Here is a 26,783-nt window from a genome sequence, read left to right as displayed (position 1 = left end):
TCTTCATGAGCATGCAGTACTTGGTTGACAAAGGAGTTGAATACGCGCATAAAGCCGTAGCTGCCGATAAGAGCGGGGACTATGAGACCGCTATTAAATACTATAAAGTCGCTATAGAGTTTTTCAGCAAGTATTTGAAGCTTTACCCTGACGCTGCAATGAGTGACTGGTATAGGGAGTTGATCGAAAAATATAAGGAGCGGATAAACGTTCTCACAAAAGCTCTTGACAAAATGCAGAAAGTGGGGGGAGAGGTCAAGTATAGCGATTCTGATGACATAGAGGTTTTAACTCCGGAGAAAAGGGCTAATAAGAAAAAGTTCGACGACTTGGTCGACCTTGAAGATGTTAAGAAAGCATGGAAAAGAGCAGTGATCTACCCTGTTAGAACGCCCGATCTCTATCCTTTAGGCTGGCCCAAAGGCATACTGTTATTCGGCCCACCTGGTTGCGGTAAAACAGAAATATCTCTCGCACTGGCAAACGAGATTAACGCGGTCCTCATAAACGTTAGCCCAGCAACCATCATGAGTAAGTGGCTCGGTGATGCTGAGAAAAACGTGAAGAAAGTATTTGACAAGGCGCGTGAAATCGCGAACAATGGAACCCCTGTCATAATATTCATAGACGAGGTTGACGGCTTGCTGCAGGTTTACGGGAACGAGATAGGCGGAGAGAGCAGGATGAGGAACCAGTTCCTGCAGGAAATGGATGGGTTAAAGGAAAAGGAGAATAACAGGCTTCCCTTGTTCATCATTGGAGCTACCAACAAACCCTGGAACCTGGACATAGGTTTTATCAGAAGGTTTGAGAAAAGAATCTATGTTCCCCAGCCGAATAAGGAGATTAGGAAGCAACTCTTCATACATTACGTGAGCAAGCTGAAGGAAGTGTACCCTGTGGAAAACATAGATTACGATAAGCTAGCAGAGATAACAGAGTACTACACTCCCGCGGATATTTCCAGCATAATAAAGGAGGTACAAAACAATGTCGCCGAGGAGATTAACGAGATGATTATCACCAAGGGCGAGAACAAGGGTAAGCCCGAGAGGGTAATCACAACTGAAGACATTATCAAGGTGATTCAGACTAGGAAACCTAGCATAGACCCTAACTGGCTTGAATCCTACAGGGAATGGATGGAGAGATACGGAGCATTGTAAACGTTCTAAACGTTTTTAGCGCTTAAAAGCTTTGAATCGCAATACTGAATATTAGCGATGAAGAGAGTCGTGCCAGGATGATTAATAGATGAATTCCATCCCCTGGGGTAGCTGAGCCTTTCCCAAGGGCTTCTAAGACGATTTATTAAACCCTTCACGCCTATGGTTAAATTTGAGGAGTGCTGAATGCTTGGGCGTCCTAGAAGAACCCTTTCGTTTAACGAGCTTCAAATACATGAATATTATGATGCATACGCTACTCCAATCCCTAAATACATGATTCTATGCTTTCCTGACGTCGGACTCGTATCATCTATTGCATGCCGCCACATTGTAATGGAGAAGAAACTGGGATTAGTTGGCGAGATAGATTCTCCAACTCTTCTCCCACCTGTTTCAGTCATCCATGAATCCTCCCCTATAAGCCCTGTACAGCTCTACATGCCGGAGGACAGGAGCCTTCTCATGGTCTTATCCGAGATACCTTTAATCCCGGGGAGTGTTTACCCCTTTGTCAACGCTATCTCCAGCTACGCTGATGAAGTAGGTGTTGAATACCTCTTAGCCGTCACCGGGCTCGCGGTTCCAAACAGGCTTGAGCTGGAGAAACCCCAGGTTTTCGTAGCATCAAGCAAGGAGGAAGTCTACGCTTCTTTTAAAGGGGAAAACATTGAAGCATTGCGCGAGGGCTTCGTAGTAGGTCCCTACGCTCTCTTACTGAAAGAAGGGAGGAGGAAAGGGTTTTCAACAGTAGTATTTCTAGTTGAATCCTTCCTAGACATACCGGATCCGGAGGCAGCTGCTTTTGGAATAGCAGCCTTAAGCAGGTTTGCCGGGATACAGGTTGATACTAAGAAGTTACTTGAGGAGGCAGAGCTGATAAAGCTTAGGACTAGGGATTTAATGATGCAGACGAGGAAGGCGATGATAGATATGCAGAAGCAGATGGAGCGTCAAATGCCGCTAATGTACATGTAAGGTGGGTGCCCATGAGCTTCCACAATGTTTTCGAAAGGATTAGGAGGAGGATGAGGGATTTAATGGAAGAGTTTGAGGCTGAGATTGAAGAGGAGTTGGGCCAGACTTACTCAGGCGTTATTCAGCCACTGTACACGGTTACAGAATACCCTGACAGGTACGAAATAGTCTTAGACCTGCCATACGGAGATCTCAATGCTTTATCGGTAAGGATTTCAGAATCGACTTTGAAAATCGAGTGCGACCTTGTCAAAGAAATAAAATTTGAGAAGTGGAGTATTCACAGGAATATATCGTTTAAAAGATACAAGGTTGAGCTGAAAATACCTTCTGACGCGGATATCTCCGGAGCTACCATAAACCGGGATCCCAGCAAACACTTCATAAAAGTCGTCCTCCCTAAGAAGAAATAGTTTTTCATTAGTTAAGGAGAAATCTAATGAAGAAGTATCTTATCGGTATAGATGAAGCCGGGAGGGGCCCTCTAGTAGGAGACATGGTTGTAGCAGGAGTGATGGCTGAGGAGAATGCAATTGAGGATTTGCTTGAGAGGATTGAGGTTAGAGACAGTAAAACCATGACTCCTAGGGGGAGACTTGAATCATTCCTTTCTTTGAAAAACTCTAACATCTCGTTCTACATAGACTATATTCAACCTGCGGAAATCGATCGTGAAAACCTGAATCTTCTAACTGCTGGAAGCATAATCAGGATTCTTCGATTCTTTAAAACTCTTCTTTCAAACCTTGATGGAAAACTGGTGGAAATCTATGTTGACGAGGTAAAGGGTGTTAAAAAGGTTGTTGAGAAAGAGTGTTCTAAATTGTTCTGGAAACAATACAGGCTCGTGTTTGAGAGCGAAGCAGATTCTAAATACCCTGTGGTCTCCCTTGCGAGTATTATTGCGAAAGTATCGAGAGACCTGTCGATTAGTTCAAACATTTGTGTTCACGGAGACTTCGGCTCGGGATATCCATCTGACTCTAGGACTGTTGAGTGGCTTAATAGAGCATATAGCTCATTTGAACACCCGCCTCCTATTGTTAGAAAATCATGGTCTATACTAAAGTATAAAGCACCTGGTTGGTTTATTTTGAAGCAGAGAAAGCCCAGGACTTTATGGGATTTCGTAGGGTCGAAAGGGTTAAAAAATGCCGACAAATCTCCCCGCCGAGGCGAAAGCTAAATGGATAAAGGTAATGGAGGCTAGGACTCCAGAGGAGAAGATAGCTGCTATAGAGGAGTTTTTATCCAGCGTTCCAAAGCATAAGGGAACGGAGAATTTAAGGCATTGGGCAAGCCGGAGGCTAGCGGAGCTTCGCGAGGAGTTAGAACAGAAGAAAAGGAGGAGGACAGGCGGAGGGATAACTTTCTTCATAGAGAAAGAAGGTTCCGCCCAAATCTGCGTTATAGGATTGCCTAATACTGGTAAGAGCCTGCTGGTAAATAAGTTGACAGGTGCTAGGACCCTGGTTGCTGATTACGAGTTCTCCACGACATTCCCAGTACCGGGTATGCTAAGGTATGAGGATGTTTTGCTACAACTAGTTGATACTCCACCGTTAAGCCCCGGGAGCAAGCTACTGTCTAAAATCATCGGCTTGGCCAGGAATGCAGATGCACTCTTAATCGTCTTAGACGCCACTAAGGCTGTTTTAGACCAGTTCACCGTTGTCAAGGAGATATTAGAAGAGGAAGGGATACTTTTAACCAAGCCGAGGGGACGCGTTGTATTAGAAACATACAGGTCTGGGAAGTCCGGGATCAGGGTTACGTTAATGGGTCGTTTAATCGATGCGACAAGTGAGGATGTTAGAAAACTGCTCGAGAGCTACAAGATTTACAACGCGCATGTTAAGATTTACGGGGAGGTTACTATTGATGATGTTGAACAAGCTATTTTCGAGAACATAACGTACAAGCCTTCCATATTGTTTATCAACAAAGCCGATGCTCACAATCCCGATGATAGTGTGGTGAAAGAGCTGGGGAGGAGGTTTAACGGGCCCATACTAGTCGGCTCAGCTAAAACAGGGTTAGGGCTTGACAAGATAGGGGCCGAGATCTTCCGGTACTTGGAGCTAGTAAGAGTCTACACTAAAGCACCTAACGCTCCGCCGTCGCAGAAACCTCTTGTTCTCCGCAAAGGAGCAACCATCTATGATGTTGCCATAAGTATTCACAAGGATTTCGTGGAGAAATTCCAGTACGCAAGGGTTTGGGGCAGGTCTTCAAAATACCCTGGGGAGAGAGTTGGATTGGACCATGTGGTTGAGGATAAGGATGTTGTTGAGATACATATTAGGGGTTGAAAACTAGCATACGGAGATTTTCAAACCGGGAACCAGTTTAACGAACCTGGAGAAGGCTTCTAATTTTCCAGCCTCATCGCAAATGAATACTTCGCTAGGTTTAGACATTGTGAAGAGTTTCAAAGAATCCTCTTCCGGGGATGAGAAATTAAATAAGTACAGGCTTCCCTTGAAGTTTTTACCTACTATTTTCTCCCCTACCAGCATGTTAAGAGTTTCCCTGTCAGTTATTAAGACGTCTTTATCGGAGTCCCTAAGTATTTGCACAATTTTTCCGAGTTTGTCACTGCTTCTAACCGAAACAATCATTAGCTTAACCACTTATAATCCCTTGGGAAAATATACACTTATAGTGATTAGTGAAATAAGAGGTTTAAAATGATTTCCAACGGTGCTCATTGATGAGCATACAGTCGTTGGTAGATATGATTGTTTCCAAGGGGTATCAAGTACAAGGTGTTGGCAACAAGCTCAGGGTTTTACATCATTTACTGCCCGTCTACCTAGACATAGTTTTCAGCGGGAATAAAGTTGTGGTGAAGCTTTCATTCGACAATAGTTTGCGGGAGTTTATAGAAGACCTTGTATTATCCGGTAGCGAGAACGTGGGAGACTTGGTCGAGGATGTCATAGGCGAGTTCAACGAGCTCACGGCAAGTCTTTACAAATGGTTCAAGGATAACGGGTTTGAGATCAATATTAAGCTCAAAGACGGTGAGATAGATATCATGGAAATGCTGGAAGACATTCTTGAGGTAACGGAGGGGTAGGTATTGTTCAAGCACGGCTTGTTCGGAACCGACGGGGTTAGAGGACTCATCACGGAGCTAACCCCTGAGTTCGTGGTTAGGCTTGGAGAAGCCATCGCCACGTTCTTTCCCCCTGGCTCTAGGTTGATTGTGGGCCGCGATGTAAGGGCTGGCGGCGAGGCATATGCTCGCATAATCTCGGGAACGCTTCTCTACTTTGGAATAAAAGTATACGATGCAGGGCTGACTCCAACGCCTGCGCTACAGTATGCTGTTAAAACACTCGGGTTTGACGGGGGAGTAGTGGTTACGGCAAGCCATAACCCGAGAGAGTATAATGGGATTAAGGTAATAGGTCCTGATGGAATAGAGCTTGACAGGGATGGAGAGAAGGAGTTAGAGGAGATTTTCTGGGATGGGCGTTTCAGAAGCATTGACTGGAAAGCCATATCGCACTCTGTTGAGCCATACGGCATTGTCAACCAAGTGTACGTGGATGGGGTTGTTGAAAAAGTTGATAGGGAGTTGATAGCGTCGAGGAATTTTAGAATACTCATAGACCCTGCTAACAGTGTTGGCGCTTTAACCACGCCGGAGATAGCTAAAAGGCTTGGCGTGGAATACGTGGTTTTAAACGGTAGCCTAGACCCGCGCTTCCCTAGCAGAAACCCGGAGCCTACGCCTGATAATATTTCTGAAACAGCACAGGTGGTGAAGTCTTTGAAACTTACCTTTGGAGTCGCTCACGACGGTGACGCGGATAGATCCATCTTCATTGATAACCTGGGTAGAATTCAATCAGGCGATAGAACTGCCACTCTCCTGGCAAAGTATCTAAAGACTGAAAGAGGCGAGCAGGGAAGAGTCTACACGGCTGTGTCATCAAGCATGGTTATCGAAGACGTTATGAAAAGGATCGGTGTTGAAGTCGTCTGGCTGAAAGTTGGAAGCGTTGACATAGCTCATGCTATGAAGAAAGGCGGGGACGCGTTGTGCGGGTTCGAGGAAAACGGGGGGTTCATGTATCCGCCACACCAGTATGTGAGGGATGGCGGCATGACCCTGGCCCTCTACCTTGAGATGTTGGCAAGGTTTAAGGCGACTCCATCAGAGCTGTATGATTCACTCCCACACTATTATTCAATAAAGACGAAGTATAAGATGGGGAGGGATAAAGCCCTATTAGTTGTTGAACGCGTTAAAGAAGAGTTCAAGACTGAAAGGCTGATAACAATAGACGGTGTTAAAGTAATAGGGAGAGACTACTGGGTGCTGGTAAGACCCAGCGGTACTGAGCCCTTGTTAAGAGTAATGCTGGAGGCTAGAAGCGAAAGCGAAGCCAAGAGTATATTTGAGAGGATTGACAAAATAGTGAAAGAGGCTGGCTCAGAATGATGAGATATTGGGGTATGGATTTCATCAGGTGCGTTCACTGCAAGCACCACCCGCTTGAACTCATAGTTTTGGAGAGCGAAGTGCAGAATGTAGACACGTCGAACATGGAGTTTCCGCTCTGCAAAACTTATTGCGCATACCTGAAGAAAGAGGTTAAGCCTTCAGAACAATACCCTTGTAGCGAATGCCTGAGGACTGGGATTAAAACCGGTGTGCTCTACTGCCCCAGTTGCAACAGATGGTACCCTGTGAAGGAGGGGATAGTTTACTTGCTGACGGATAACAGGAGGAAGCCTGAGAACGATAAGAAATTCCTTCAAGCGTTCAGGGATAAGCTTCCAGCAGTTATTGTGGAGAAAGGATTGCCACATAATCTCTCTGAGTGACCCCTGAAGTTTTTGATCCGCTTTTAAGCCTAGTTGAAGGTTCAATTAACGGTTAAGTATAAAGTAGGAGTTACTCATATTTTACATGGGGAGCGAGATGAGTGATATGTTTGCAAGTTTAGATGCATGGGTTAAGCGTCAGAACGAGGTGAAAAACCTGTTTGAGAAAGCAGAGGTAAACTATCAGGAAGCCGACCGTTTGACACTGATCACACTTTCAAGAACCGCGTTCCAGCATATGATGAGAACTATTGAGGCTTTTGACCAGTGGCTAAGGGACCCTATGATAACTAATCACATGCCTCGTGAAATGCTTGTTGAGCTGTGGGAGAGACTGAGAGTAATGCTTTATGATCTGATAGAATTAGATATTGAGCACACCAGCAAGTTCAGTGAGCATTTGAAAAACCTTGCATCAGAGGGCAAGATCAACCCGCTGTTTGGTTTCGAGAAAACGGAGAAGGAGACTAGGAGGTCTCCTGTTCAATTAACTATTTGAGTGAGAATCGAAAACCTACTTTCTACCCTGCCTCTTCAACCTTATATCGACTTCAGCATCGATTGGAACGATTTTCGGCTTAACATCTTCCAAAACCTTGTTTAGCAAGTTCTTCTCCTCCTCGCTTAAAGTGTTTAAGTGATTTGCCAGGAATTCCTTCCCAAGCCCTGTTAGAACGATCTTCCTGTTCGGCAGGGACTCTAACAGGCCGACGTATTTGAGGCTGAGGATTTCATTCAGCAATTCTCTAGAAGTTGGCACGCCGCCTATCATTGTAAACGCGTATTTAAGATCGGCCCCTGACTCCTTCATGTAGTATAGGAGGTATTGGAGCGCTTTCTCGCTTATGCTCCCTACGTTGTTTATGACGTAGAGAAGTCTCAGGGCTCTCGGGTTTTTCTCAACATCGGATAGGGTAAACACCTGCTTCGCAACAATCTTAACCTCTTTACTCTTTTCAGCCGTGGGTTGCTGAGCCTGCTCTTTGGGCATCACGCACACCTCAATAATTGTAGAACCAAATAATCCGTAATATAGTTTATCAGCTAATAAACATATTTTGAAAGGATTTTCTTCAGCTCCTCAGGCCTGAAACCGTTCATAACCATGACAGATGCTTTATAGCTGAGTAATTGCTTTGTGGAAACGGAAAGGGTTGCCTGAATCTCCTTCAACAACTCCTCCACTTCCCGCTTATCCGCGGGTTCCGCAACCTTCTCAATCACTTGCGAAGTATCTGTGAACAACTTGTTCAGCTTCTCACGGTACTCCTCGGATTTTAGCGAGAACATTATGTATACGTAAGTAACCGCTGAGACAAGTATCAGCAAGTGTATTACGACATTGCCAAGGGATTTTAATCCCTGGGTGAGTAACGTTATGGCAATGTTTAATAGTGACGCACCAATTATCGCAACGTAACCCCCAATAATAGTGAGATATGTGAGCCCTGCGCCCAATACTCCCAAAACCAATGTAAGAATGTTTATATCCACGGGGTCCGTTATCGCCCCGATCAGGTAGACAATTACGGATAAGTATATTGGTAGTGAAAGCTGAATTATCTCTCTCCTACGCGAGCTTCTCAAACTACCAACATATGTTTCTAACGCAGTGTTTGCCTCGCGGAGGAGGTAGTAGAGCTCTATTTCATTATCTCTACTCTTCAAATACTCTTTCAATTCAAACAGCTTGGTCAAAGCCGCGTTGAAGGAGTAGTATAAGATGTTGTTCACTATGGGAGGGTATTCTCCTGATTCAAGGGCCGAGCTTAAATGCTTTAACCTCTCTATCTCTTTTCTCAGAGAATCCTTGTCCCCCAACCGCTTCAACACTTCCTCGACTTGTTGCTTCAATATCTCGTTCGGAGATTTCATTTATCTCGCACGCCCATCTTGTTAATAGCTAAATGTAAACGCTTTTTTAAACCTCTCTAGTCTAAGATTAGAAATAGTGTTCAAGTGATGTTTTCAGCGATGATGAAGACCTCGTTTCGAAGCCTTAGGGGCTGGGGTTGATGAAGAATTCAGCGGCTCTGAGTTTAGCGTTAAAAACAGTGTTTCCGAATTAACTATTTTATGATATAATAGTACTCTAGGGGTTGGGGGATGAGCGAGATAAGGGTCGAATCATACAGGATTAAAAGGATTAGTGCACACAGCCATATCAGAGGGTTAGGTCTCGACGAGAATGGAAAAGCCATTATGGTCGCAGACGGGTTGGTGGGGCAGGCTGAGGCCAGGGAGGCTGCTGGAATAGTTGTTAAGATGATAAGGGAGGGCCGTATCTCTGGAAGGGGTATACTGCTCGTCGGGCCCCCGGGCACTGGTAAGACAGCACTGGCTGTTGCCATCGCTAGAGAACTTGGGGAAGACACCCCGTTCGTAATAATGAGCGGGAGCGAGGTTTACAGTAGCGAGAAGAGAAAGACCGAGATTTTAATGGAGGCCGTCCGAAAAGCTCTTGGCGTTAGACTAACCGAGAGAAGGCTTGTCTACGAAGGCGTTGTGAAAAACATCGTGATAAGAAGGGCTAAACACCCTCTGGTTCCTTACTTGGTTGTTCCACGTGAGGCGAAGATAACGCTGGCTACAAGGGATGAGGAAGTCACTTTAACAGTCCCGGAGGAGGTTACCCAGCAGATAGTAGAGCTGGGTGTGAGGAAAGGCGATGTCATATGGATTGATGCTCAAACAGGCAGGGTTCACAGGGAGGGGAGGGTTAGAGAATTCCAGGATGTTAAAACCTATGATGTTGAAACAAGGAGGATTGTTGAAGCTCCTTCGGGCCCCGTGAAAAAGGAGAAGGAAATAGTGAATGTTCTAACACTTCACGATCTAGACGTGTATGTTGCAGCTCAGAGGTCTCTAGTCTCCATTTTCGGTTTCACACTGGAGAGGGAGATTCCTTCAGAGGCTAGGAAACAGGTTGATGAAACTGTGAGGAAATGGATTGAGGAGAAGAAGGCAGCGATAGTTCCCGGCGTTCTATTTATCGATGATGCTCACATGTTAGACATAGAGGCTTTCAGCTTCCTAACAAGGGCGATGGAGAGCGAGTTCGCGCCTATTCTAATACTGGCTACCAACAGGGGGGTTGCAAGGATAAGGGGGACCGATATGGAGTCTCCTCACGGCATGCCGCTGGACTTGCTCGACAGATTGTTGATCATTCCCACGAGACCATATAACGCGGACGAGATAAGGGAGATCATTAAGATAAGAGCCCAGGAGGAAGAGGTTGAGCTAGATCCCAAGGCCCTTGAGAAACTAGTGGAAATGGGCTCGAAACACAGCTTAAGGTATGCTGTCCAACTGATGGAGCCTGCTAGAATACTGGCTGAGCAGAGAGGCGATTCAAAAATCAATGTAGAAGACGTTGAGGAGGCTCGCAAGCTATTCATCGACATATCCACGAGTGTGGAGTATCTAAGAGAGTATGAAAAGTTGTTTTTAAAATAAATTCTCGAGGGATTTTGTTGGATAATTTAGATGAGATCGTTTCCCAGTTGAAGGAATGGTATTCACGAACGCCGAAACATTTTGAAGGAGCAATCCTCGGCTCCATGACCACGTGGCCTCATCCTATAGGGGTTTACGCTTACCAATTGTTCATTCATGTTAACGGTAACGATCCAGTGGTGTTTCCAATAGTTCAAGAGCTTGAGAAAGAACTGCTCGCGACAGTAGGATCCCTGTATGGCTCTCGATACGGATTGTTCACCAGTGGAGGTACGGAGTCCAATATTCTAGCATTGTTCGTGGCAAAAAGGGTTTCCAAGGGTAAGAGTGATGTAGTAGTAGCTCCCTCCACCGTTCACGCCTCCATCGACAAGGCGTGTCTACTCATGGGTTCAAGGCTGGTTAAGATACCTGTGAATCCTTTAAGCCCTGTCGACCCCGATATTCTTGAAAAATATGTTAGAGATTACAATCCCTTCGCCGTTGTCGTGACCGCTGGGACAACTGAGTCAGGAGTTGTCGACAGGGTTAAAGAAGCCTCGGAAGTAGCGTTGAAACACGATGTCTACTTGCATGTTGACGCAGCCTTCGGCGGGTTGCTAATCCCCTTCCTCCATAAACATGGGATCATTGATTCAGACCTTTCGTTTTACCCGGGCGTCTCCAGCATCTCGGTAGACCTGCACAAGAATGGTAGAGCGCCTATCCCATCAAGCCTATTGTTTTTCAGGGATGAAACATATGTTGGAAAAGCCTGTTTTGAAATGAACTATTTACCATCCGGCATGAATTGTGGACTGTTAGGCACTAGACCTGGAGCATCCCTGGTGGCCTCATGGGCCGTGGTTAAAGCTATAGGTTTAGAGGGTTATGAAAAGCAGGCGCTCCTACAGCAGGATACGGCTCTGTATCTATTCAAGGAGCTTGATAGTAGAGAGTTTGTAGAGGTTTTCAAACCAGTATTGCCTATCGTGGTTTGGAAATCTAAACTCTACGACTACGTTGAGATGGTTAAGAAGCTGTTTGACGAAGGAATATTTCTTTACAAGTCTCCCTCCCTTCAAGCGGCTAGGGCGGTGATAATGCCTCATGTAACGAAAACGCATGTTGATACATTGCTGAAGGCTTTGGACAAAATCCATGCAAGGAGTGGTTTCGATTGAACATAGGGCTCGCTTATAAAAGCTTAACGGAAAAAGACCTCGCAGTTTTGAAAGCGATTGAAGAGTACTCTTCAAAATACGAGTATGTTCCGCTGGAATTAATTGAGAAAAGAACCAGGATCATCGAAGAACACTTGACGCTAATCCTTAGCAAGTTGAGCAGGTTGAAAATGGTGAAAAAAGAGACGGTAGCTGGGTACAAGAGTTATAGGCTCACCTACCTAGGTTATGATATGCTGGCTCTCAACGGCTTGGTGAGGAAAAACGTTCTGGAAGCTCTGGGTGATAAAATAGGTGTTGGAAAAGAGAGCGAAATATACGTGGGCCTCGCGCCCGGAGGAGTAAGGGTTGCGGTTAAATTCCTCAGAATAGGGCGTACAAGTTTTCGCAGGACTAAAATACTCAGGACATGGGTTCAGAAACCGCACACGTCATGGTATAAGCAAGCGAGGATTGCGGCTGAGAGAGAGTTTAAGGCTTTGAAAGAACTATCCTTGCAGAAGGCTCTTGTCCCCATCCCGTTCGGTTATGACAGACACGTTGTCGTTACCGAGTACGTGGAAGGCGTGGAGCTTTACAGAAGGCCTCAACTCGAAAACCCTGAAGAAGTTTTTTGGAAGGCTATAGATACGTTGAGAATAGCGTATCAGGAGGTTGGAATAGTTCACAGTGATTTAAGCGAGTACAATATAATAATAAAAATAGATGATGAGGCTCCATTTATAATCGATTGGCCCCAGTATGTTTACAAAGACCATCCTTCATCGATGGAATTGTTGAGAAGAGATGTGGAGTATTTGGTTAAGTTCTTCAGTAAAGTTTATCGAGTCAACATACAGGTTGAAGACGCGTTGAAGAAAATATTAGGGTAGTATAACTCATAAGTAATTCAAGTGGATAATCAACACGATGGTGGACTAGGATTACCACGATAATGGGAATCGATATTCAAGCCGGGAGCTCCCCTCTCAGCTCTAAGGAGCCCAAATACTCAGCAGTGATTCTTAAAGATGGTGAAATAGTAGCTTCATACGAGGACCTCCCGTTGTACAAGGTTCTACGGTTGGTTATTGAACACCATGTTGACGTAGTAGCGGTTGACAATGTTTTCGAACTCGCAAGCAGTGTTGATAAGCTTGAGAAATTAATGGAGCTGATACCTCATACGTGTAAAATTGTCCAGGTAACTAAGGTAGGGGCAGAATTTGTGAGCACAAGGGAGCTTTCCAAGGAGTTGTTTGGAAGCAGGATGGATTTAACCCCGCTAAAAACAGCGTATCTAAACGCCGTAGCGGCTTCCAAGGGTTATGGTTCGGAGGTTCAGGTTTTCAGTAACAAAACAAAGATTATCATCACAAGAGGGAGGAGTGTTTCGCAGGGAGGGATGAGCCAGGAGCGTTATAAACGCAGTATAAAAGCAGGAATACTTCAAGCTACCAAGGAGGTTAAGAAGATACTGGATGAGAACAATCTTGAATATGACATGATGGTTAAGAAAAGCCGCGGGGGGCTTGAAAAAAGTGTTTTCATAGTTTACGCGCCTAGGGAAAGCCTCTACGGCTTGATCAAACCAGTAAGCTATAAGAACGTTAAGATCGTGGTGAAACCGTTCAAGTCCACACCATTAATGGCGAGCGCAGGGCTTCAAAGACCCTTAATAATGGGTATTGACCCTGGGATGACTGTTGGCGTAGCGCTCGTTGATTTAGACGGCCGCCCTGTGTTCGCGAAAAGCTGGAGAACCATCGATAGATATGAAATAATCTCCACAATTTCCAGTTATGGCAAAGTGGTTGTTGTAGCCACCGATGTTTCAAACCCACCGGAACTAGTTAAGAAGATAGGCACCCTTCTGGGTGCAATAGTTTACGCTCCTGAACGCGATATAACTGTTGATGAGAAGAATAAGCTCGTTAGCGAGTTGAAAGAGACTTATGATTTTCAGATCGAGGATTCTCACGCCAGGGACGCATTAGTGGCGGCACTGAAAGCCTACAGGCATTACCTAAACATTATTCTCGAAGTGAAATCTAAGTTGAGAAATATTGAAGGTGTTGATGCCTACTCAGTGATTTCGGAAGTAATCAAGGGCAGGTCTCTCTCGGAGGTTCTGGAACAAGTATATCGGAGAAGGGTTCAAGAACACTCTAAGCCGGTAGAAATCGAGCATAAACCCTCAACCCATTTCGAGAAAGCTGGCGACTCCGGGTTGAAGGAGAGAGTTAAGACTTTAGAAGCAATTGTTCACAAGCTTTCGAACGACTTGAAGGAAAAGGAGAAGATGCTAAAAGATCTTGAAACCGAGGTCCGACTCCTTAAGTCAAGGAAAACCTACGATGAAGACTACGAGAGAAAAATCTCACTGTTAGAGGTGAACCTGGTGAATCTTACCAGGAGACTGGAGGAATCTCGTAACCTTATCGAAGCCTTGGAGGAAGAGCGTAAGTGGCTGAGAGATTTGATAGTAAAGGTTTCCGAAGGGAGTCATATTCTACTGCCTAAAGCTGTTAATTTGAACAAAATCGTTGAAGACGACTTGTTGAAGGAAAAGGTTAGAAGGCACAAAGGGGTTTTCACACCCGAATTAGGAATTATCGAGTCAAAAACAATAGAGTTTTTAAAATCCATCAAGGGATATGTTGTGACTTCAAAGGATCAAGCCGTGGATTCCAGGGTATTGAGGATTCCCGTTGTGAGGGCTGAAGTACTAGGTGAATTAGAAGATTACGTGGTTTTGGAAAGGAGTGTTGAAGAAACAGCTCGTCATATTTGGGAAGAACTTGAACTAATTGAGGCTTTTGAAACCAGGTCAAGAATAAGGAAGCTTATAGAGGAATATCAAAAATCAAGAGGTATCAAGGAGTAAGTATCCTAGTACAGTGAGACCTTGTCATTCAATACAAGCTCAGTTACATAGACGATGTTTTCAAGCTCCTCATTAGCTATTGCTTGAATCTCGTTAATGATGTGAGACGGGGTTTCCGCCATGTTTATGTCCAACGGTATCAGCTTTATACTAGCGACTAGCGGCTTATCTATTGGCTTCCCGATCTGGCTGAGGATTTCAACGTAGACATCGCTGAACACATGGCTGAATTGACTGTAAACCCTTTCAGCTATTTGCCTCGCTACTACATTGTATATCTTCCCTACATGGTTAACCGGGTTCTTTCCTGCCGTGGCTTCGAGACTTATTGGGCGCATTGGGGGTATCAACCCGTTCGCCCTGTTCCCCCGGCCTGTGGCACCATCGTCACCGTGCTCTGCGGATGTCCCAGTTACAGTTAAATATACGCTCCCCTTGTCTGGAAGATCTGCAGTGTTTACGAAAACCTTTACATCGAAATCCGGCGCGATCTTGGATGCCATGTCTATGACGGCTTCCTTCACCTGGTCCTTAGTGTTGATGTATTCTCCCATGTCTCTTACTTGCGAGTCGATTATTGCAGCGGCGATCGTTAATGCTGCGGTCTTCCCCCTTCTTAACCCCATGACTTTAACGTCTTCACCCACAGCCGGGTGCTTATCCTTGAATCGTGGTGAATTGAGCAGTCTTTCCGTCTCGTATACAAGTTTTTCAAGGGTTGTTAAGGGCGCATATCCTACTCCAATACTAGTGTCGTTTGCCAATGGTATGGATTTTTTACCGGCTTCGAAAACGGTTACCAAGTCGGTGCTCCCCTTTCTCACCATATAGTCCACTATCACGTGTTTCTCGGGATCCAGGTACCTGAAATTATTCTTTATCCAGTCCTTAACTGCTTCAACAATTATTTTGCCGAATGGAATTTTTTCAACGCCATCGTTAGTTTTAACTTCAGTAGTCGCCCTGCCAGCGACAATGATGTAAATAGGTTCAAGTAGTTCTCCTCCTCCAAATTTCGGCGAAGACTGGCCTCCGACCAGCAGTGTCTTATCTAGGTTGTGATGGAGAATTGTTCCAAAGTGTTTTAAGTAATATCTAGATAGAGCCTTTGAGGCTACTTCGCTTGCGGAGTCAGCGATATAGTCCGGATGACCCAACCCTTTCCTCTCAACTAATTCAACCTTCATCGCTCTGACGCTCTGCATTTTCAACAATTCTACCTCTATGTTTCTCTCCATACCGAGTCACCTAGTCTGAAACAATTTAAAATCAATAATAAGGTAATAGCATTGTAAATTTTAAATTATTCTTTACAATCAACCCGCTTATCCCCGCGTTGGATTAGCTTAACAACGGATTTCCCCGGTATGAAACCACTTATCTCTGCAGGAGCTATTGAAATGGAGAACCCGTGAAAGTTTCCAAGAATTTCGCTGAAGAAACTGGCTATCTTGCTTGCAACCTCTTGAACGTTATCATCTCCTGGCTCGAGAATCGCGTATGCTACTGACTTGTCCTTCGCAACTTCCGGCGGTGATATGAAAACCTTGTAGTAAGGTCCGTAGATTTCATCGCAGACCACGTCTACTCCTAGACCGAGCCTTAAAGGAATTTTCAGGTAATTCTTCTTCCCGTAAACCATAATAGCCCCTTTCGGAAGATACTCGCCCGAAGGAGGTGTAAGCGACACGCTTGAACCCATGGTCCAGAATACTTCTATGAACCCCATCCCGGTTTTCCAAGCCTTTGAGTAACAAGCCGGTATTAATGCAGCATCTTCTATATCCAGGGGGGATGGGTCTTTGTCGTTTGTTAGTAAGACTGCTGCAGAACCCCCGTGTATATCAGCATGGAGGAAGACGTCTTTCTCCCGCAAATATTTTTTCACTATCACTTCATTCTGTGACGCGTCACGTCCACCTATTACTAAGAAGCCGTTCCTTGTGAAAAGCCAGTGGAATTTTTCATACCATGACCTAGGCTTGATCGAGATTATTTTTGACGCTGAGACCTTGTTTAGCTCCATCTTCGTATAGTCATATTCCTTCTCAATCTCTTTTAAAGCGTTTAAAGCAGCCTCTATTTTCCTCTTTAACTCTCCCTTAGTCTTCTCAAGCTCTACTATTATTTTTTCAAGGGGTGTTCTAATCGACAAGGTGATGACTTTCCCGTTTACCGAGAGCTCTACTTCTCCCTTATCCTTATGGATTTTTACTATTCCCGGGCAATCCTTAACAATGTACTCCCATCCTTTCTCCTCCCTGGTTTTCCTCGCGCATTCTAGAATGTTAGAGACCTCTGTGAAGTAGGAGTATATTAAGGAGAGCGTATTGCTTAACTCCTCTAACCGGCTTTGGTAACTAGAGATTATTTCTTTCTGCCGAAGTATTCTCTGGTTTAAACTATCCAGCTTTGCCTTCATCTCACCCTGTTTCTCCGCGAGCTCCAGGAGCGATTCTAACCGAGTGAAGTAGATGTCTATCGCGCTATCGATCGAGTCCAGCTCTTTCACTTCAAACTCGTATTCCTCTTTAAACAATGACGGGTTGTAGGCAGTGAATAATTGAAGGTTTTCCTTTTCCAGTACGAGGTATCCTTTCCCTCTTCCTGCTTCATCTGCGAGTAGCTTGTAGTTATTTATCAATGCTTCTATGTCGCTCGAGGACAAGGTTTTAGGGCTGTCGTTTTTCCGTGGAAATAACCCTGCACGATAGATAATCTCCTCAGCAATATGTCCAGGCAGGCCCCAGTTGAACACGAGTGCTCTCACAAGGTCTTTGCCTTGGAGTAGTGATGTTGCAAGTGAATCATCACTAGGGGGCACTCCCTTAGACGGGGGTGGCTTGTATGGGAGACCGGGTTTTATCTCCCTATCCCTGTATTCGACTAGCTTGCTCGCGTATTTTATTCTGTACTCTGAATCAGTAACAACCCATAGTCCCCGCGGGAGAAGTTCAACAATATTCCTGGTTTTCTCACCATGTTTCTCAACCTCAAACTCGATAATCCTCTCCCACCTTGGCATGGAGACCTCGACAATCCTAGAATCCCTCAGCCTGCTTCTAAGGAATCTTGTGAAATGATCAATGGTTTTCAACGCTGGTTCTGTCTGGGACAGGTTTATCCTTGCACCGGGCTGTATGGTGAGATAGGGTGTTCCAAGGTTTTTACCTCTCAGTTTCAACATCCACTTGTTTTTCGAGAAGTAGGCGTTATCCACGAAGCACTCCAGTAGCTTGTTTTTATTGGTAGATATCCAGGCGTAGACGTCTAAGATGTCCATGGATTTTTTAAGCACTATCGAGCACCAGCAGTTTATTATAAAATCTTCTCCTCTAATTAATCTCTTGAAGAGGATGAATCATGGTGCTGAGCGCGGAGGATAAGATTGTTTTGCTTAGGCTTATCGCGGGGGTTTCTTACGGATTTCTGGTTTACCTTCTCGGACTATTGAGAATTGTTTCACTAAAGGATTTGAACACGTTTGCTTGGACTGGTGCAGCCATCCTATACGCTGTAACGATCTTCTTAACCTACCGGTTTTACAAACCTTCTAAGGCTTTCAACCTATACCTCAGAGGATTGTTAACGTACTATGCATCTTGGCTTCTGACGTCATACGTGTTGAACGAGATCTACTCAATCATGTGAAGAAGTAATTATGGATCATTAATTTCCCTCCACACTTCCTCGGGAAGCCTCCTGTACTGTAAATAGTATTTTAACCCCGGCGCGATAACCGGTTCACCATTCTCCAGAGGATACCTAAATGGCAGGCTTACGATACGGTAAACAGGCTCGAAGTATTCAATGGTCAAACCATCGATAAACGATAAGCCTTCATCGCTCCTATGGTTAAGAAGGTAGCTAACATAGTAAACGGTTCCATCAATGCTGAACTGCCCATTCCCGATGTTAAACGATTTAACACCTTCCAACTCCTTAGTCAGCAACTCGTACGTTCGGCCTTTAGGCGGGTGTTCGCCTAGTATACCCCCAACTATTACGTGCTTAGCGTTGCTCAGAGCGTTGAAATCCAGTTTAACAGGGCTTTTAGGGTCGAGAATAATTGTCGAATCCTTTTCCAACTTGCCATCGGAGATCAAGGTTTTAACGCTTTTCTCGCACACGTTAGCGTACTTTCCGATTAGTCTATGATACTTAGCAGGAAGGTTCGTGATGAGTAGAAAGTCTTTCCCATAGATTTTAGAGCAGTGCCGATACTCGAGCAGTAACCAGGGGCTGACCCCGGTTTCCAAGTGCTCTATCACTATCAATGGCTTGGAGGGCGTCAAGAACTCCCCCTTGTCTAACGTGGTGTTCTCGGAGTAAAATATTTACATGTGGGATTAATATTTAGTGATTGCGATAAACCCGTTAGTGATAATGCATGGCTGTCGCCAAGGTTTTGGAAAATCCTGACCTGGAATCGGCTTTGAGAACGATTAAGGAGGGTTTGGCTAGAAATCACTTACTCATCGTTATCGGCGAATGCTATATCGACTACGAGGGGAGAAGCGCGTCTAAGCTTGGATTGGGAGAAAGGATGGTAATTGTAAAACAAGACGGGGCTGTACTCGTGCATAGGCCTAAGGGGTATTCTCCTGTTAACTGGCAGCCATCAACGACGACCATTGAAGTATGGCTGAGAAGTGGTGAAGGATTATCCTTAATGGCGGTTAGAAACCGTCCTCGCGAATATCTCAGGATACTTTTCACCAGGATTTTTCTAATCATTGAAGGAGTCTTCCATGATGCTGCAGAGTTCGTAATGTATCTGAGCGAGTCGGAGATAAGGGATATAATATTCGACAATCCTGACCTGCTGGAACCGGGGTTTAAACCATTGGAGAAGGAGAAGCGGATAGGGCAGGGAGCTGTGGATATTTTTGGATTGGATTCGAATAACAACCATGTCCTTGTAGAGATTAAAAGAGTGATGGGGGATCGCGACGCGGTTTTCCAATTATACAACTATGTGGAGAATTATAAGAGCGGGGTAAACAGCAATGTAAGGGGGATCTTGCTCGCACCATCATTTACCCCTGGAGCATTGGAGCTACTCGCGAAACTGAAGCTGGAGTTTAAGGAGATTGATTTAAAGAAATTAAGAATGTTGAGCCAATCAGGCAGGAAAAAACCCGACTCCACCCTTCTCGAATACATGAATGATGGGAGGAAGGGTTAGCCTTGGAGCCCAGCGTGGTCAGCAAGTACGACATAACAAGCAACTCCTACGATGAATTATACGGTGAGGAGCAGTTCTTGAAGTATGACTTCATTTTCAGCAAACTAAGTGTGAGGCTCGGTCGTGATGTAGCGGATATCGGGTGCGGTACCGGACTACTTTACGAGTTCTTGAAAAAAGCTTTTAAACAAACACCGTTGAGGTACCTATGTATTGATGCGAGCGAGGGAATGATCCGTAGAGCAGCCTCGAAGAACCCTAGGGATCCCCGTGTAATTTTCATCGTATCATTCGCTGAAAACCTCCCCCTTAAGGACGGTTCTGTGGACGATGCGATTATGATAACGGTTTGGGATAATCTTGAAAACCCCTTAGAAGCTGTTGCCGAGCTAGAAAGGGTTGCAAGAAACAGTGTCATAATCACTAAGCACTCTAAAACTGCTTCTCTACCTCCAAAAGTATTTGACAACCGCTTCGAGCATGTGGGGGTATTGATTGATGAGGTTTACGTTTTCCGGAAAAGATATCTTTAAATAGTTCGAATAGTGGTTAAGAGAGTTTAAGAGAAGGTGTTTAACATGGCTGCCAGACTAGCTAGGCCGCAAAGCCCTTTCAAAATTTTGAAGAGCTCTGAGGGGCAGATCGTTCTCGTAAAGATAAAGGGCGGGTACGAGTACGTTGGGAATTTGGATCTAATAGACAACACTATGAACGTGGTCATGAGCAACTGCACAGAGTACTCGAAGGATGGGAAACCGGTTGCCAGGTATGGGAAGCTGATAATTCGTGGAAGCCACATCCAATACATAAGCGTTAACTATGGACAGGTTGCGCCTGAAAAAGTCTCCTTGTAATGAACAACACGAGGGTTTTAGGGAATTTATTAAAATTAATATTGCCTAAAGAATAATATTATAATTGTGAGCCTAATGACACACTCTTCGCGTAAACCCATTTCTCGCAGAATTGATCATTACCGGTGGTTGAGAAGCGACGGCACCCCCAACTTTAATGATCACATTTACAAGGCTCCTTCAGAGCTTCAACTCGTTGTAAAGCGTGAAGTAAAAGTAATAAGCCCCTCTGCAACCATCATGAAAGCTGTTGAAGAAATGTCTCGTAGTTTTAGATCCCTCGTAGTAACCACGGGAAACCGCCCCCTAGGCATTCTGCACGCTTCAAACATCGTGGACTACCTGGGAGGGGGTTCGCTATTCAATATAGTGGAGAAGAGGTATGGGCTTAACCTTTACAGCGCCCTGGAGAGAGAGGTTGTAGAGACTATAATGACCCGTAGAATGGTTCAAGTACCGGATACTGCTAAAATAATCAATGTTCTCGAAGCAATGGCTGTGACAGGGTCGGGCGTCGTCCTTGTTGTTAACAAGGAGGGAGGTCTCGAGGGAATAGTCACAGAACACGACATGGTGGTTTACTTATCAGGCGTAGTCTCCACGGGGCTCATTGTTAAGGATGTTATGTCAACCCCTGTAGCCGTTATTGATCGAAAATCTAGTTTGAAAAAAGCAATGAAGGAAATGATCACCCAGGGATTTAGAAGACTGCCAGTGGTTGATGGAGAAGTTGTTGTGGGAATGTTAACAGCCGTGGACGTGGTAAGGTACTTCGGCTCTCACGAAGCTTTTAAGAAAACAATTACTGGAAATATTCTCGAAGCATTATCTGTACCAGTCGAGGAAATCATGAGCGAGAACCTGGTGACTGTAAGGGAGGATGAAGACCTTGCGAAAGCAGTTTATGAAATGCTGTCTAGGAATGTTAGCTCCGTGTTGGTGACTGATGAAGAAGGGGTTTTGAAAGGAATAGTAACGGAGAGAGACGTTTTGTACGCCTTATCAACAGCTTCTAAGAGGTTATGATCATGATGATCAAGGATTTCATCTCCTCTGATATACCCGTGCTGGATAAGAACGATTCACTTATGGAGTTTGTAAGACATCTAGAGAAGACGGGTCTTGATAAGGCATTGGTAACGGGGTACATGCCTGACGGCCGTAAAAGAGTGTGCGGCGTAGTTACCTCGAGAGATGTCTTAGTGAAGATAGTCTCGGAGAGACTGAGGAGGTCGTCTCTCGGGAGGCTGAGGATTTCCGGCTTCATGACTGAGAACCCGTATAAAGCCTCCTTAAACACAGACCTCGTCTCGCTTGTGAAAACTATGAGCTCGAGAGGGTATGGCATTATACCTGTAGAGGATGAGGCTTTACATGGAGCAATTATCAGAAAATCCCTGCTGAGGCTACTGTTTAACGATTCCACGCATGTTAAAAATATTGTGGATAATCATCCATTGAAGGCCAGAGCTTCCGACTCACTCCTAGATGTTAGACAGAAGATTCTGGGAACTGATAAAAGCTTCGTCATCGTAGTTAACGAATCCGGGGAACCCGTAGGATATTTAACTGTCAAGGAGGTTGCTTACGCTTTTGCAACATTCATAAAGAATGTCCCGGAAAAGTTCCGAAAAGAACGGATATCCCAGTTAATCGCAAGGGATTATATGACCAAGATTAACCTGGAAATTAAAGTAAGCTCCTCCATTGGTGAAGCTGCCAAATCTATCTACGAGTCAGACACAAAGGGTGCGGTGGTAGTAGGGGAGAAGGGTTTCGAAGGCGTGGTCACTGACTCGGAGTTAATAAACTATCTTGCAATAAGCTTACTCTCGGGAAGGCAAATTGGATAATAATGATGTTAAATTCATAGTAGACAACATGCTGGGGTCTCTTTCTAGATGGCTTAGAATACTGGGCTACGACACCGTGTATAACAAGGATTTTGAGGATTGGAAAATTCTTCAAATAGCGGAGGAGGAGAAAAGATATATCGTTACGAGGGATAGAGGGCTTCACCGACGCGCGTTAAACAAGGGATTGAAAAGCATTTATCTCTGGATGGATGATCTCGAGGATCGTTTATCGTTCATTGCGCTCACCACGGGCATTAAGCTCAGCGTTGATTTCAACAATACCAGATGCCCAGAGGACAATACGCCGTTGAGGAGAGTTAGCAGGCAAGCGGTTAAGGACAGGGTACCCGAGAAAGTTTACAAACTGCATGAGGATTTCTGGGAGTGTCCGCGGTGTGGAAAAGTCTACTGGATTGGGCGTCACTGGAGAATGATTGAGAAAGTTCTTGAAACAGCGAGAAAGAAATTAGAGGAGAATCGGATGGATGTTAAAAAGGGGATCATAGATGTTTCCGGTTCATCCTAGCGAAATATCTCTTGATGAAGGAGTGTTCCTTGTAAGGCTAGCTAGGAAGGCGATTGAAAAAATAGTTATTGAAGGAGAGACGTTGAAGCCTCCTGAAGATGTACCAGAGAAGTTTAAAAGACCAGGGATGACTTTCACAACTATTGAAACATACCTGGGGGAGAAGGCCACTAGTTTAAGGGGTTGCATAGGGTTCCTATCCCCTGTATACAGCTTGTTGGAGTCGACAATATATTCCGCTATCGAGGCTGCCACCGGAGACCCCAGGTTTCCCCCGGTCTCTGCCTGGGAGTTAGATAAGATTTTAGTCGAGGTAACAGTTCTCTCCACCCCTACGCCCATCATAGTTTCTGATAGAAAATTACTGCCCAGGCTGATAACTATAGGGAAGCATGGGCTTGTTGTTGAAAAAGGGTTTTATAAAGGAACACTACTCCCTGTTGTTCCAGTTGAGTACTGCTGGGAGCGTGAGGAATTCCTCTCAGAAACATGTCTCAAAGCTGGTCTAAGACCTGACTGCTGGCTTGACCCGTCTACAAGGATATACTATTATGAGGGCAGGGTTTTCAAGGAGAAGACACCTAAAGGAGATATTTACGAAAGAGACCTGTCTCAAGAGTACGTGAACGAGTGTTTTAAGAGATGAGACGGCTCTTTTAAACTCTGAGAATGACTCGTGACTAAACCAGCAAATGGTGGGGGTGGGATTATTAAAATAGCCGTGAAGGATGTGCTTGAAATAGATTATGAGAAAGCTTTAGCGGTAATTAAGGATTTCGTGATAAATTATTTCGAAGCAACACGGGCTGACATCTTCGTTATTGGTTTGAGTGGAGGCATTGACTCATCAACGCTTTTAGCTGTGTTAGCCGAGTCGGTTGATAGAGAGAAAATTACCGCTTTAATACTTCCAGATACAAGGGTTACCCCGAAAGAAGACGTGGATGATGCTGTTTCGCTGGCTGAAAAGTATGGTGTAAGGTATCACGTGATTGAGATAGATAGGATAGTTGATTCTTTCTCGGTCATACCGGGGTTCAACATTGATGGGAGGCTTGACACGGGCAACCTGCGTGCAAGGGTAAGGATGGCTATAATGTACTACTACGCTAACCGTTATAACGGGATTGTCGCAGGCTCTAGTGATAGGTCAGAGCTCTTAATCGGATACTTCACGAAATATGGTGATGGAGGAGCGGACATCCTCCCACTGGGATGCTTGTTTAAGACCCAGGTAAGAATGCTTGGTAGGCGCTTGGGTTTGCCGAGAAGAATAACTGAGAAACCTAGCTCACCAAGGTTGTGGAGGGATCACTTGGCCGAGGAGGAGATAGGTTTGAAGTATGAAGAAGTAGATCTCATATTGTATGGGTTGTTTGACAAGAAACTACCGCCAGACAAGGTTGCGGAAGCTACAGGTGTCCCAAGAAAAGCTGTTGAAAAGGTTTTGAAAATGCATTATTCATCAAGACATAAGAGACGGTTTCCGCCAGTGCCCAGTCTTCCATGGAATAATAATCCGATCAGAGAACTCGACTATTTGTAGTTTCCGCCGGCTCACCTAACATTAATCATGGTCTTCAGCATGTTACTTGTCAAATCAATTCTTCCCTCCGCGAGGTATATCCAAACCATCTTGACAGGTGCGGCTAGAAAGTTTAAAACATAGTAGCCTTTTTCAATACTGAAGGATGCCTCGAGAGTGTGGAAGACGTATTTGTTATTCACTTTCACCTCCAGCTTTTTCTCACCCGCAATGTAGAGGATTAAGGGTTTGGAATACCCGTCTAACTTCTCCACTTCAACGTTGAATTTTTCCACAATCGTTTTACCTTCAAAATCCACGCTAGCTCCTTCAATGGTTAAAGCATCCGCTTCCTCTATGACTTTGAAGTTTTCAGGTAAAACCCCCTCGATAAAGAGTTTTTGCGGCGAAACAAGCCCTGTAACCGGCCCGGTAGACTTAACTGAGGCCTGAGGGGTCATGAAAACTCTTCCATCTACCTCGATAACTCCCGAGTTAACGCTGTACTTAACTACCATGTTATCACTCTACACGAAAACTTGATATGTTGTAGGGATTATATGAATAATAATGGTGGGGCGCCCTGCGATTACTGGTTGTAAGCGATGTTCATGATAAAGTTTCAATATATCAGAAGATTGTAGCTTCTTTGAGAAGCGAGTTCGATGCGACAATAGTGGCTGGAGACTTAACTTATTTCAAGCCTTTCGAACACGGGGTTAAGATTTTAAAATCAATGAGGGATTTCTCAGGCAGGCCGGTGTTCTTTGTCGCCGGGAACTGCGACAGCCCCAGGCTTCTCACTTGGGAGGGGGAAAATGATATCATTAACTTGCATCGTAAACTCGTAAGTTTAGGAAGCCACTACATTTATGGAATAGGTGGAGGCAACATTTCTCCTTTCCACACCATGATCGAATGGAGCGAGGACGAGTTCAAATCAATGCTTCCAACCGAAAACAGCAGGGTTTGCGGGAAACTATTAATGGTTACTCACACGCCTATCAATCAATTCTTCGATGAGGTCAACGGGTATAACATTGGTTCGATCTCATTCCGCGAGTTCCTACACCAGTGCAACCCTACTGCATGGGTTACAGGACATGTTCACGAACACAGCGGCGTGGTGAAAAATGGGAGAACAACCATAGTACATCCTGGTCCCTTAATGCGAGGATACTACGGGATAATGGAACTTGGTGAAAACGAGGTTGTAGCGGAAGTGAGAAGGCTGGGTTAATGTTTTAAGGAAGCACTTCAGCGAGTCTGTGCCGTTACCGAGGTGTTGGAGAAACGGTTCTAACCAGGTTTCTCACTTCTTCCGGTAAAGCTTCAATGCTTATTACAACAGCTTTCCTAGGAGGCTTCGTCGTCACGGTTCCCGTTACTATATATCTAGTCGGGTTTGTAACATCTATTTTCTCCTCGGACTTCTTATGAAACCTTATGTTTAACACTCTCACCTTAACATAAGTCCCGTCCAGCCTGTCGACGTAGACATACTTCCCGTGTTTCAACCCCATGTCAAACCCCTCATACCCTACTTCTACTCCACGTATACACGTAGCCTAATATAAAGTTTAAGGCGAACCCCACGATGATTCCTGTAAGCTGTGCAAGCCAAAAGACCACACCCAGGAGTATTGGGAGGAAGGTTGCTAGAAGTATTTGGGATGAAAAGCTGGCAATGCTTGCTCCATGATACTTCACTAATCGAGCAAAAACGTTTCTGAACCCCCGGTCTATGTCTGTATCGGCGAAAGTCCATTTCTCATGCAGGATGAAATTGAACAATACGCTTGATTCGAAACCCGCTAATGATGAAACAGGGTTTTTAATCAACTCAAAAACCCCAATACTTGTGAACAGGTTGAAAACGAATTGGGCAACAGCCAAGTTCACAACGCTTCCTGCAACCCCGACAACTACGAACTTCATGACTCTTAAGGGTTCAATGAGCGGTAGAGCGATGAATACTGGGAGAATGCTTCTCACAACCCTATTAGCATCTTCCAGGTTGAGCGAAATCTCTAAGGCTTCACAACTATGTTTTTCCAGGATGACTTCCTCTTTATTATTAACCATGATACCAATGGGCTTTTCAAACCCGGGTTTTTCAAGCCTCTTGAGAGAGTTCATAAGTATTGCAAGCTTAACCCTGAGAGGTAGACGAGTTCTTACTTCTACACAATCTATCGCGGGTGGGTAACTAATATCCGTTAGTTTTGCGCATAATGTTTCAAACCCTCTGCGAACAAATATTTTCCAGCCGTTTCTTTCAGCACATTTCACATAATTCATTACGCTCAACCGCTCGCGTCGTTGGCTAGACCGATAACTATCATATACTAGTATAGGGT

General features: G+C 44.8%; 32 protein-coding genes. 23 read left to right on the top strand and 9 right to left on the bottom strand.

The window, feature by feature from the left end; all coding sequences use genetic code 11:
* Window positions 1-5 precede the first annotated feature (5 nt).
* The 5 genes from AC3OH0_RS04745 to AC3OH0_RS04725 all read left to right on the top strand — a co-directional run bounded on the left by AC3OH0_RS04745 (window position 6) and on the right by AC3OH0_RS04725 (window position 4,456).
* Window positions 6-1,166 (top strand): AAA family ATPase, encoded by a 1,161-nt coding sequence (locus tag AC3OH0_RS04745; protein ID WP_498344949.1) that lies wholly within the window; start codon window positions 6-8, stop codon window positions 1,164-1,166.
* 186 nt (window positions 1,167-1,352) lie between these two features.
* Window positions 1,353-2,144 carry a proteasome assembly chaperone family protein gene (locus AC3OH0_RS04740; RefSeq protein ID WP_498344948.1) on the top strand — a complete coding sequence of 264 codons (792 nt, stop codon included), beginning with the start codon at window positions 1,353-1,355 and terminating at the stop codon, window positions 2,142-2,144.
* 11 nt (window positions 2,145-2,155) lie between these two features.
* On the top strand, window positions 2,156-2,557 hold the full coding sequence (locus AC3OH0_RS04735) for an Hsp20/alpha crystallin family protein (protein WP_498344947.1): 402 nt from the start codon (window positions 2,156-2,158) through the stop codon (window positions 2,555-2,557).
* 26 nt (window positions 2,558-2,583) lie between these two features.
* The gene (rnhB, locus tag AC3OH0_RS04730) at window positions 2,584-3,330 is read left to right on the top strand and encodes a ribonuclease HII (RefSeq protein WP_498344946.1); all 747 of its coding nucleotides are present in this window, start codon (window positions 2,584-2,586) and stop codon (window positions 3,328-3,330) included.
* Complete coding sequence (locus AC3OH0_RS04725; RefSeq protein ID WP_498344945.1) at window positions 3,296-4,456, top strand: OBG GTPase family GTP-binding protein; 1,161 nt, start codon at window positions 3,296-3,298, stop codon at window positions 4,454-4,456. The genes rnhB and AC3OH0_RS04725 overlap by 35 nt, the downstream gene beginning before the upstream one ends.
* A gap of 3 nt (window positions 4,457-4,459) precedes the next feature.
* Here AC3OH0_RS04725 and AC3OH0_RS04720 read toward each other — a convergent pair whose 3' ends face one another.
* Window positions 4,460-4,777 (bottom strand): hypothetical protein, encoded by a 318-nt coding sequence (locus AC3OH0_RS04720; protein WP_498344944.1) that lies wholly within the window; start codon window positions 4,775-4,777, stop codon window positions 4,460-4,462.
* An 80-nt stretch (window positions 4,778-4,857) separates the two neighbouring features.
* On the opposite strand from AC3OH0_RS04720, the gene AC3OH0_RS04715 reads away from it, so the two are divergent.
* From AC3OH0_RS04715 to AC3OH0_RS04700, 4 genes are all read left to right on the top strand, one after another.
* Window positions 4,858-5,226, top strand: coding sequence for a hypothetical protein (locus tag AC3OH0_RS04715; RefSeq protein WP_498344943.1), 369 nt, complete (start codon window positions 4,858-4,860; stop codon window positions 5,224-5,226).
* A 3-nt stretch (window positions 5,227-5,229) separates the two neighbouring features.
* Window positions 5,230-6,600: a phosphoglucosamine mutase gene (gene glmM / locus AC3OH0_RS04710; RefSeq protein ID WP_498344942.1), complete on the top strand. Its 1,371-nt coding sequence runs from the start codon at window positions 5,230-5,232 to the stop codon at window positions 6,598-6,600.
* A 14-nt stretch (window positions 6,601-6,614) separates the two neighbouring features.
* On the top strand, window positions 6,615-6,986 hold the full coding sequence (locus AC3OH0_RS04705) for a Trm112 family protein (protein WP_498344941.1): 372 nt from the start codon (window positions 6,615-6,617) through the stop codon (window positions 6,984-6,986).
* Window positions 6,987-7,083: 97 nt separating this feature from the next.
* Entirely contained in the window at window positions 7,084-7,485 is a 402-nt protein-coding gene (locus AC3OH0_RS04700; protein WP_498344940.1) for a DUF2153 family protein, read from the top strand.
* 15 nt (window positions 7,486-7,500) lie between these two features.
* Here the strand turns inward: AC3OH0_RS04700 and AC3OH0_RS04695 are convergent, their stop codons facing one another.
* Window positions 7,501-7,977 (bottom strand): hypothetical protein, encoded by a 477-nt coding sequence (locus AC3OH0_RS04695; protein WP_193436076.1) that lies wholly within the window; start codon window positions 7,975-7,977, stop codon window positions 7,501-7,503.
* Window positions 7,978-8,030: 53 nt separating this feature from the next.
* Entirely contained in the window at window positions 8,031-8,861 is an 831-nt protein-coding gene (locus AC3OH0_RS04690; protein ID WP_498344939.1) for a hypothetical protein, read from the bottom strand.
* 231 nt (window positions 8,862-9,092) lie between these two features.
* Here AC3OH0_RS04690 and AC3OH0_RS04685 point away from each other — a divergent pair, with 231 nt between their 5' ends.
* The 4 genes from AC3OH0_RS04685 to AC3OH0_RS04670 all read left to right on the top strand — a co-directional run bounded on the left by AC3OH0_RS04685 (window position 9,093) and on the right by AC3OH0_RS04670 (window position 14,474).
* Window positions 9,093-10,445: a RuvB-like helicase gene (locus AC3OH0_RS04685; protein ID WP_498344938.1), complete on the top strand. Its 1,353-nt coding sequence runs from the start codon at window positions 9,093-9,095 to the stop codon at window positions 10,443-10,445.
* A 17-nt stretch (window positions 10,446-10,462) separates the two neighbouring features.
* On the top strand, window positions 10,463-11,608 hold the full coding sequence (locus AC3OH0_RS04680; protein WP_498344937.1) for an aminotransferase class V-fold PLP-dependent enzyme: 1,146 nt from the start codon (window positions 10,463-10,465) through the stop codon (window positions 11,606-11,608).
* Entirely contained in the window at window positions 11,605-12,480 is an 876-nt protein-coding gene (locus tag AC3OH0_RS04675; RefSeq protein ID WP_498344936.1) for an RIO1 family regulatory kinase/ATPase domain-containing protein, read from the top strand. The genes AC3OH0_RS04680 and AC3OH0_RS04675 overlap by 4 nt, the downstream gene beginning before the upstream one ends.
* 62 nt (window positions 12,481-12,542) lie before the next feature.
* A complete protein-coding gene (locus AC3OH0_RS04670; protein ID WP_498344935.1) occupies window positions 12,543-14,474 on the top strand; it encodes a DUF460 domain-containing protein in 1,932 nt (643 codons plus the stop codon).
* A gap of 5 nt (window positions 14,475-14,479) precedes the next feature.
* Here AC3OH0_RS04670 and AC3OH0_RS04665 read toward each other — a convergent pair whose 3' ends face one another.
* Window positions 14,480-15,712: a methionine adenosyltransferase gene (locus tag AC3OH0_RS04665; protein WP_498344934.1), complete on the bottom strand. Its 1,233-nt coding sequence runs from the start codon at window positions 15,710-15,712 to the stop codon at window positions 14,480-14,482.
* A gap of 65 nt (window positions 15,713-15,777) precedes the next feature.
* Complete coding sequence (gene rqcH, locus AC3OH0_RS04660; protein WP_498344933.1) at window positions 15,778-17,772, bottom strand: ribosome rescue protein RqcH; 1,995 nt, start codon at window positions 17,770-17,772, stop codon at window positions 15,778-15,780.
* A gap of 65 nt (window positions 17,773-17,837) precedes the next feature.
* On the opposite strand from rqcH, the gene AC3OH0_RS04655 reads away from it, so the two are divergent.
* The gene (locus AC3OH0_RS04655) at window positions 17,838-18,125 is read left to right on the top strand and encodes a hypothetical protein (protein ID WP_193436068.1); all 288 of its coding nucleotides are present in this window, start codon (window positions 17,838-17,840) and stop codon (window positions 18,123-18,125) included.
* Between the two features lie 8 nt (window positions 18,126-18,133).
* On the opposite strand, the gene AC3OH0_RS04650 is transcribed toward AC3OH0_RS04655, so the two are convergent.
* Complete coding sequence (locus tag AC3OH0_RS04650; protein WP_193436067.1) at window positions 18,134-18,769, bottom strand: RNA methyltransferase; 636 nt, start codon at window positions 18,767-18,769, stop codon at window positions 18,134-18,136.
* Window positions 18,770-18,864: 95 nt separating this feature from the next.
* Here AC3OH0_RS04650 and nucS point away from each other — a divergent pair, with 95 nt between their 5' ends.
* The 8 genes from nucS to AC3OH0_RS04610 all read left to right on the top strand — a co-directional run bounded on the left by nucS (window position 18,865) and on the right by AC3OH0_RS04610 (window position 24,444).
* Complete coding sequence (gene nucS, locus AC3OH0_RS04645) at window positions 18,865-19,662, top strand: endonuclease NucS (RefSeq protein ID WP_193436066.1); 798 nt, start codon at window positions 18,865-18,867, stop codon at window positions 19,660-19,662.
* 2 nt (window positions 19,663-19,664) lie between these two features.
* Complete coding sequence (locus AC3OH0_RS04640) at window positions 19,665-20,195, top strand: class I SAM-dependent methyltransferase (RefSeq protein WP_193436065.1); 531 nt, start codon at window positions 19,665-19,667, stop codon at window positions 20,193-20,195.
* Between the two features lie 45 nt (window positions 20,196-20,240).
* On the top strand, window positions 20,241-20,516 hold the full coding sequence (locus AC3OH0_RS04635; RefSeq protein ID WP_193436064.1) for an LSM domain-containing protein: 276 nt from the start codon (window positions 20,241-20,243) through the stop codon (window positions 20,514-20,516).
* 75 nt (window positions 20,517-20,591) lie between these two features.
* Window positions 20,592-21,542, top strand: a complete 951-nt coding sequence (locus AC3OH0_RS04630) for a CBS domain-containing protein (protein WP_498344932.1) — start codon at window positions 20,592-20,594, stop codon at window positions 21,540-21,542.
* Window positions 21,543-21,544: 2 nt separating this feature from the next.
* Window positions 21,545-22,369, top strand: a complete 825-nt coding sequence (locus tag AC3OH0_RS04625; protein WP_498344931.1) for a CBS domain-containing protein — start codon at window positions 21,545-21,547, stop codon at window positions 22,367-22,369.
* Window positions 22,362-22,898, top strand: coding sequence for a Mut7-C RNAse domain-containing protein (locus AC3OH0_RS04620; protein WP_498344930.1), 537 nt, complete (start codon window positions 22,362-22,364; stop codon window positions 22,896-22,898). Before AC3OH0_RS04625 ends, AC3OH0_RS04620 begins: the two co-directional genes overlap by 8 nt.
* Window positions 22,879-23,544 (top strand): TIGR00296 family protein, encoded by a 666-nt coding sequence (locus tag AC3OH0_RS04615; protein WP_498344929.1) that lies wholly within the window; start codon window positions 22,879-22,881, stop codon window positions 23,542-23,544. The genes AC3OH0_RS04620 and AC3OH0_RS04615 overlap by 20 nt, the downstream gene beginning before the upstream one ends.
* Window positions 23,545-23,574: 30 nt before the next feature.
* Complete coding sequence (locus tag AC3OH0_RS04610; RefSeq protein ID WP_498344928.1) at window positions 23,575-24,444, top strand: NAD+ synthase; 870 nt, start codon at window positions 23,575-23,577, stop codon at window positions 24,442-24,444.
* Between the two features lie 11 nt (window positions 24,445-24,455).
* Here the strand turns inward: AC3OH0_RS04610 and AC3OH0_RS04605 are convergent, their stop codons facing one another.
* The gene (locus AC3OH0_RS04605; RefSeq protein WP_498344927.1) at window positions 24,456-24,941 is read right to left on the bottom strand and encodes a hypothetical protein; all 486 of its coding nucleotides are present in this window, start codon (window positions 24,939-24,941) and stop codon (window positions 24,456-24,458) included.
* Between the two features lie 65 nt (window positions 24,942-25,006).
* Here AC3OH0_RS04605 and AC3OH0_RS04600 point away from each other — a divergent pair, with 65 nt between their 5' ends.
* Window positions 25,007-25,663 (top strand): metallophosphoesterase, encoded by a 657-nt coding sequence (locus tag AC3OH0_RS04600; protein WP_498344967.1) that lies wholly within the window; start codon window positions 25,007-25,009, stop codon window positions 25,661-25,663.
* 34 nt (window positions 25,664-25,697) lie between these two features.
* Here the strand turns inward: AC3OH0_RS04600 and AC3OH0_RS04595 are convergent, their stop codons facing one another.
* Together AC3OH0_RS04595 and AC3OH0_RS04590 are read right to left on the bottom strand one after the other, a co-directional pair.
* Window positions 25,698-25,946, bottom strand: a complete 249-nt coding sequence (locus tag AC3OH0_RS04595) for a DUF5622 domain-containing protein (RefSeq protein WP_193436059.1) — start codon at window positions 25,944-25,946, stop codon at window positions 25,698-25,700.
* Window positions 25,947-25,956: 10 nt separating this feature from the next.
* Window positions 25,957-26,724: a GtrA family protein gene (locus AC3OH0_RS04590; protein WP_498344926.1), complete on the bottom strand. Its 768-nt coding sequence runs from the start codon at window positions 26,722-26,724 to the stop codon at window positions 25,957-25,959.
* Window positions 26,725-26,783 lie beyond the last annotated feature (59 nt).

The organism is Thermosphaera sp., assembly GCF_059755995.1.
The sequence above is the reverse complement of the archived record's forward strand: the minus strand, read 5'-3'. Positions and strand labels throughout refer to the sequence as shown.

Excerpts from the sequence above, each read along its gene's own strand:
- AC3OH0_RS04635 (WP_193436064.1), top strand. The coding sequence starts at position 20,241 with ATGGCTGCCAGACTAGCTAGGCCGCAAAGCCCTTTCAAAATTTTGAAG.
- AC3OH0_RS04725 (WP_498344945.1), top strand. The coding sequence starts at position 3,296 with ATGCCGACAAATCTCCCCGCCGAGGCGAAAGCTAAATGGATAAAGGTA.
- rnhB (WP_498344946.1), top strand. The coding sequence starts at position 2,584 with ATGAAGAAGTATCTTATCGGTATAGATGAAGCCGGGAGGGGCCCTCTA.
- AC3OH0_RS04690 (WP_498344939.1), bottom strand. The coding sequence starts at position 8,861 with ATGAAATCTCCGAACGAGATATTGAAGCAACAAGTCGAGGAAGTGTTG.
- AC3OH0_RS04670 (WP_498344935.1), top strand. The coding sequence starts at position 12,543 with ATGGGAATCGATATTCAAGCCGGGAGCTCCCCTCTCAGCTCTAAGGAG.
- AC3OH0_RS04625 (WP_498344931.1), top strand. The coding sequence starts at position 21,545 with ATGATGATCAAGGATTTCATCTCCTCTGATATACCCGTGCTGGATAAG.
- AC3OH0_RS04700 (WP_498344940.1), top strand. The coding sequence starts at position 7,084 with ATGAGTGATATGTTTGCAAGTTTAGATGCATGGGTTAAGCGTCAGAAC.
- AC3OH0_RS04630 (WP_498344932.1), top strand. The coding sequence starts at position 20,592 with ATGACACACTCTTCGCGTAAACCCATTTCTCGCAGAATTGATCATTAC.
- AC3OH0_RS04705 (WP_498344941.1), top strand. The coding sequence starts at position 6,615 with ATGGATTTCATCAGGTGCGTTCACTGCAAGCACCACCCGCTTGAACTC.
- AC3OH0_RS04695 (WP_193436076.1), bottom strand. The coding sequence starts at position 7,977 with ATGCCCAAAGAGCAGGCTCAGCAACCCACGGCTGAAAAGAGTAAAGAG.
- nucS (WP_193436066.1), top strand. The coding sequence starts at position 18,865 with ATGGCTGTCGCCAAGGTTTTGGAAAATCCTGACCTGGAATCGGCTTTG.
- AC3OH0_RS04615 (WP_498344929.1), top strand. The coding sequence starts at position 22,879 with ATGTTTCCGGTTCATCCTAGCGAAATATCTCTTGATGAAGGAGTGTTC.
- AC3OH0_RS04655 (WP_193436068.1), top strand. The coding sequence starts at position 17,838 with ATGGTGCTGAGCGCGGAGGATAAGATTGTTTTGCTTAGGCTTATCGCG.
- AC3OH0_RS04745 (WP_498344949.1), top strand. The coding sequence starts at position 6 with ATGAGCATGCAGTACTTGGTTGACAAAGGAGTTGAATACGCGCATAAA.
- AC3OH0_RS04735 (WP_498344947.1), top strand. The coding sequence starts at position 2,156 with ATGAGCTTCCACAATGTTTTCGAAAGGATTAGGAGGAGGATGAGGGAT.
- AC3OH0_RS04590 (WP_498344926.1), bottom strand. The coding sequence starts at position 26,724 with ATGAATTATGTGAAATGTGCTGAAAGAAACGGCTGGAAAATATTTGTT.
- AC3OH0_RS04605 (WP_498344927.1), bottom strand. The coding sequence starts at position 24,941 with ATGGTAGTTAAGTACAGCGTTAACTCGGGAGTTATCGAGGTAGATGGA.
- AC3OH0_RS04740 (WP_498344948.1), top strand. The coding sequence starts at position 1,353 with ATGCTTGGGCGTCCTAGAAGAACCCTTTCGTTTAACGAGCTTCAAATA.
- AC3OH0_RS04685 (WP_498344938.1), top strand. The coding sequence starts at position 9,093 with ATGAGCGAGATAAGGGTCGAATCATACAGGATTAAAAGGATTAGTGCA.
- AC3OH0_RS04665 (WP_498344934.1), bottom strand. The coding sequence starts at position 15,712 with ATGGAGAGAAACATAGAGGTAGAATTGTTGAAAATGCAGAGCGTCAGA.
- AC3OH0_RS04595 (WP_193436059.1), bottom strand. The coding sequence starts at position 25,946 with ATGGGGTTGAAACACGGGAAGTATGTCTACGTCGACAGGCTGGACGGG.
- AC3OH0_RS04715 (WP_498344943.1), top strand. The coding sequence starts at position 4,858 with ATGAGCATACAGTCGTTGGTAGATATGATTGTTTCCAAGGGGTATCAA.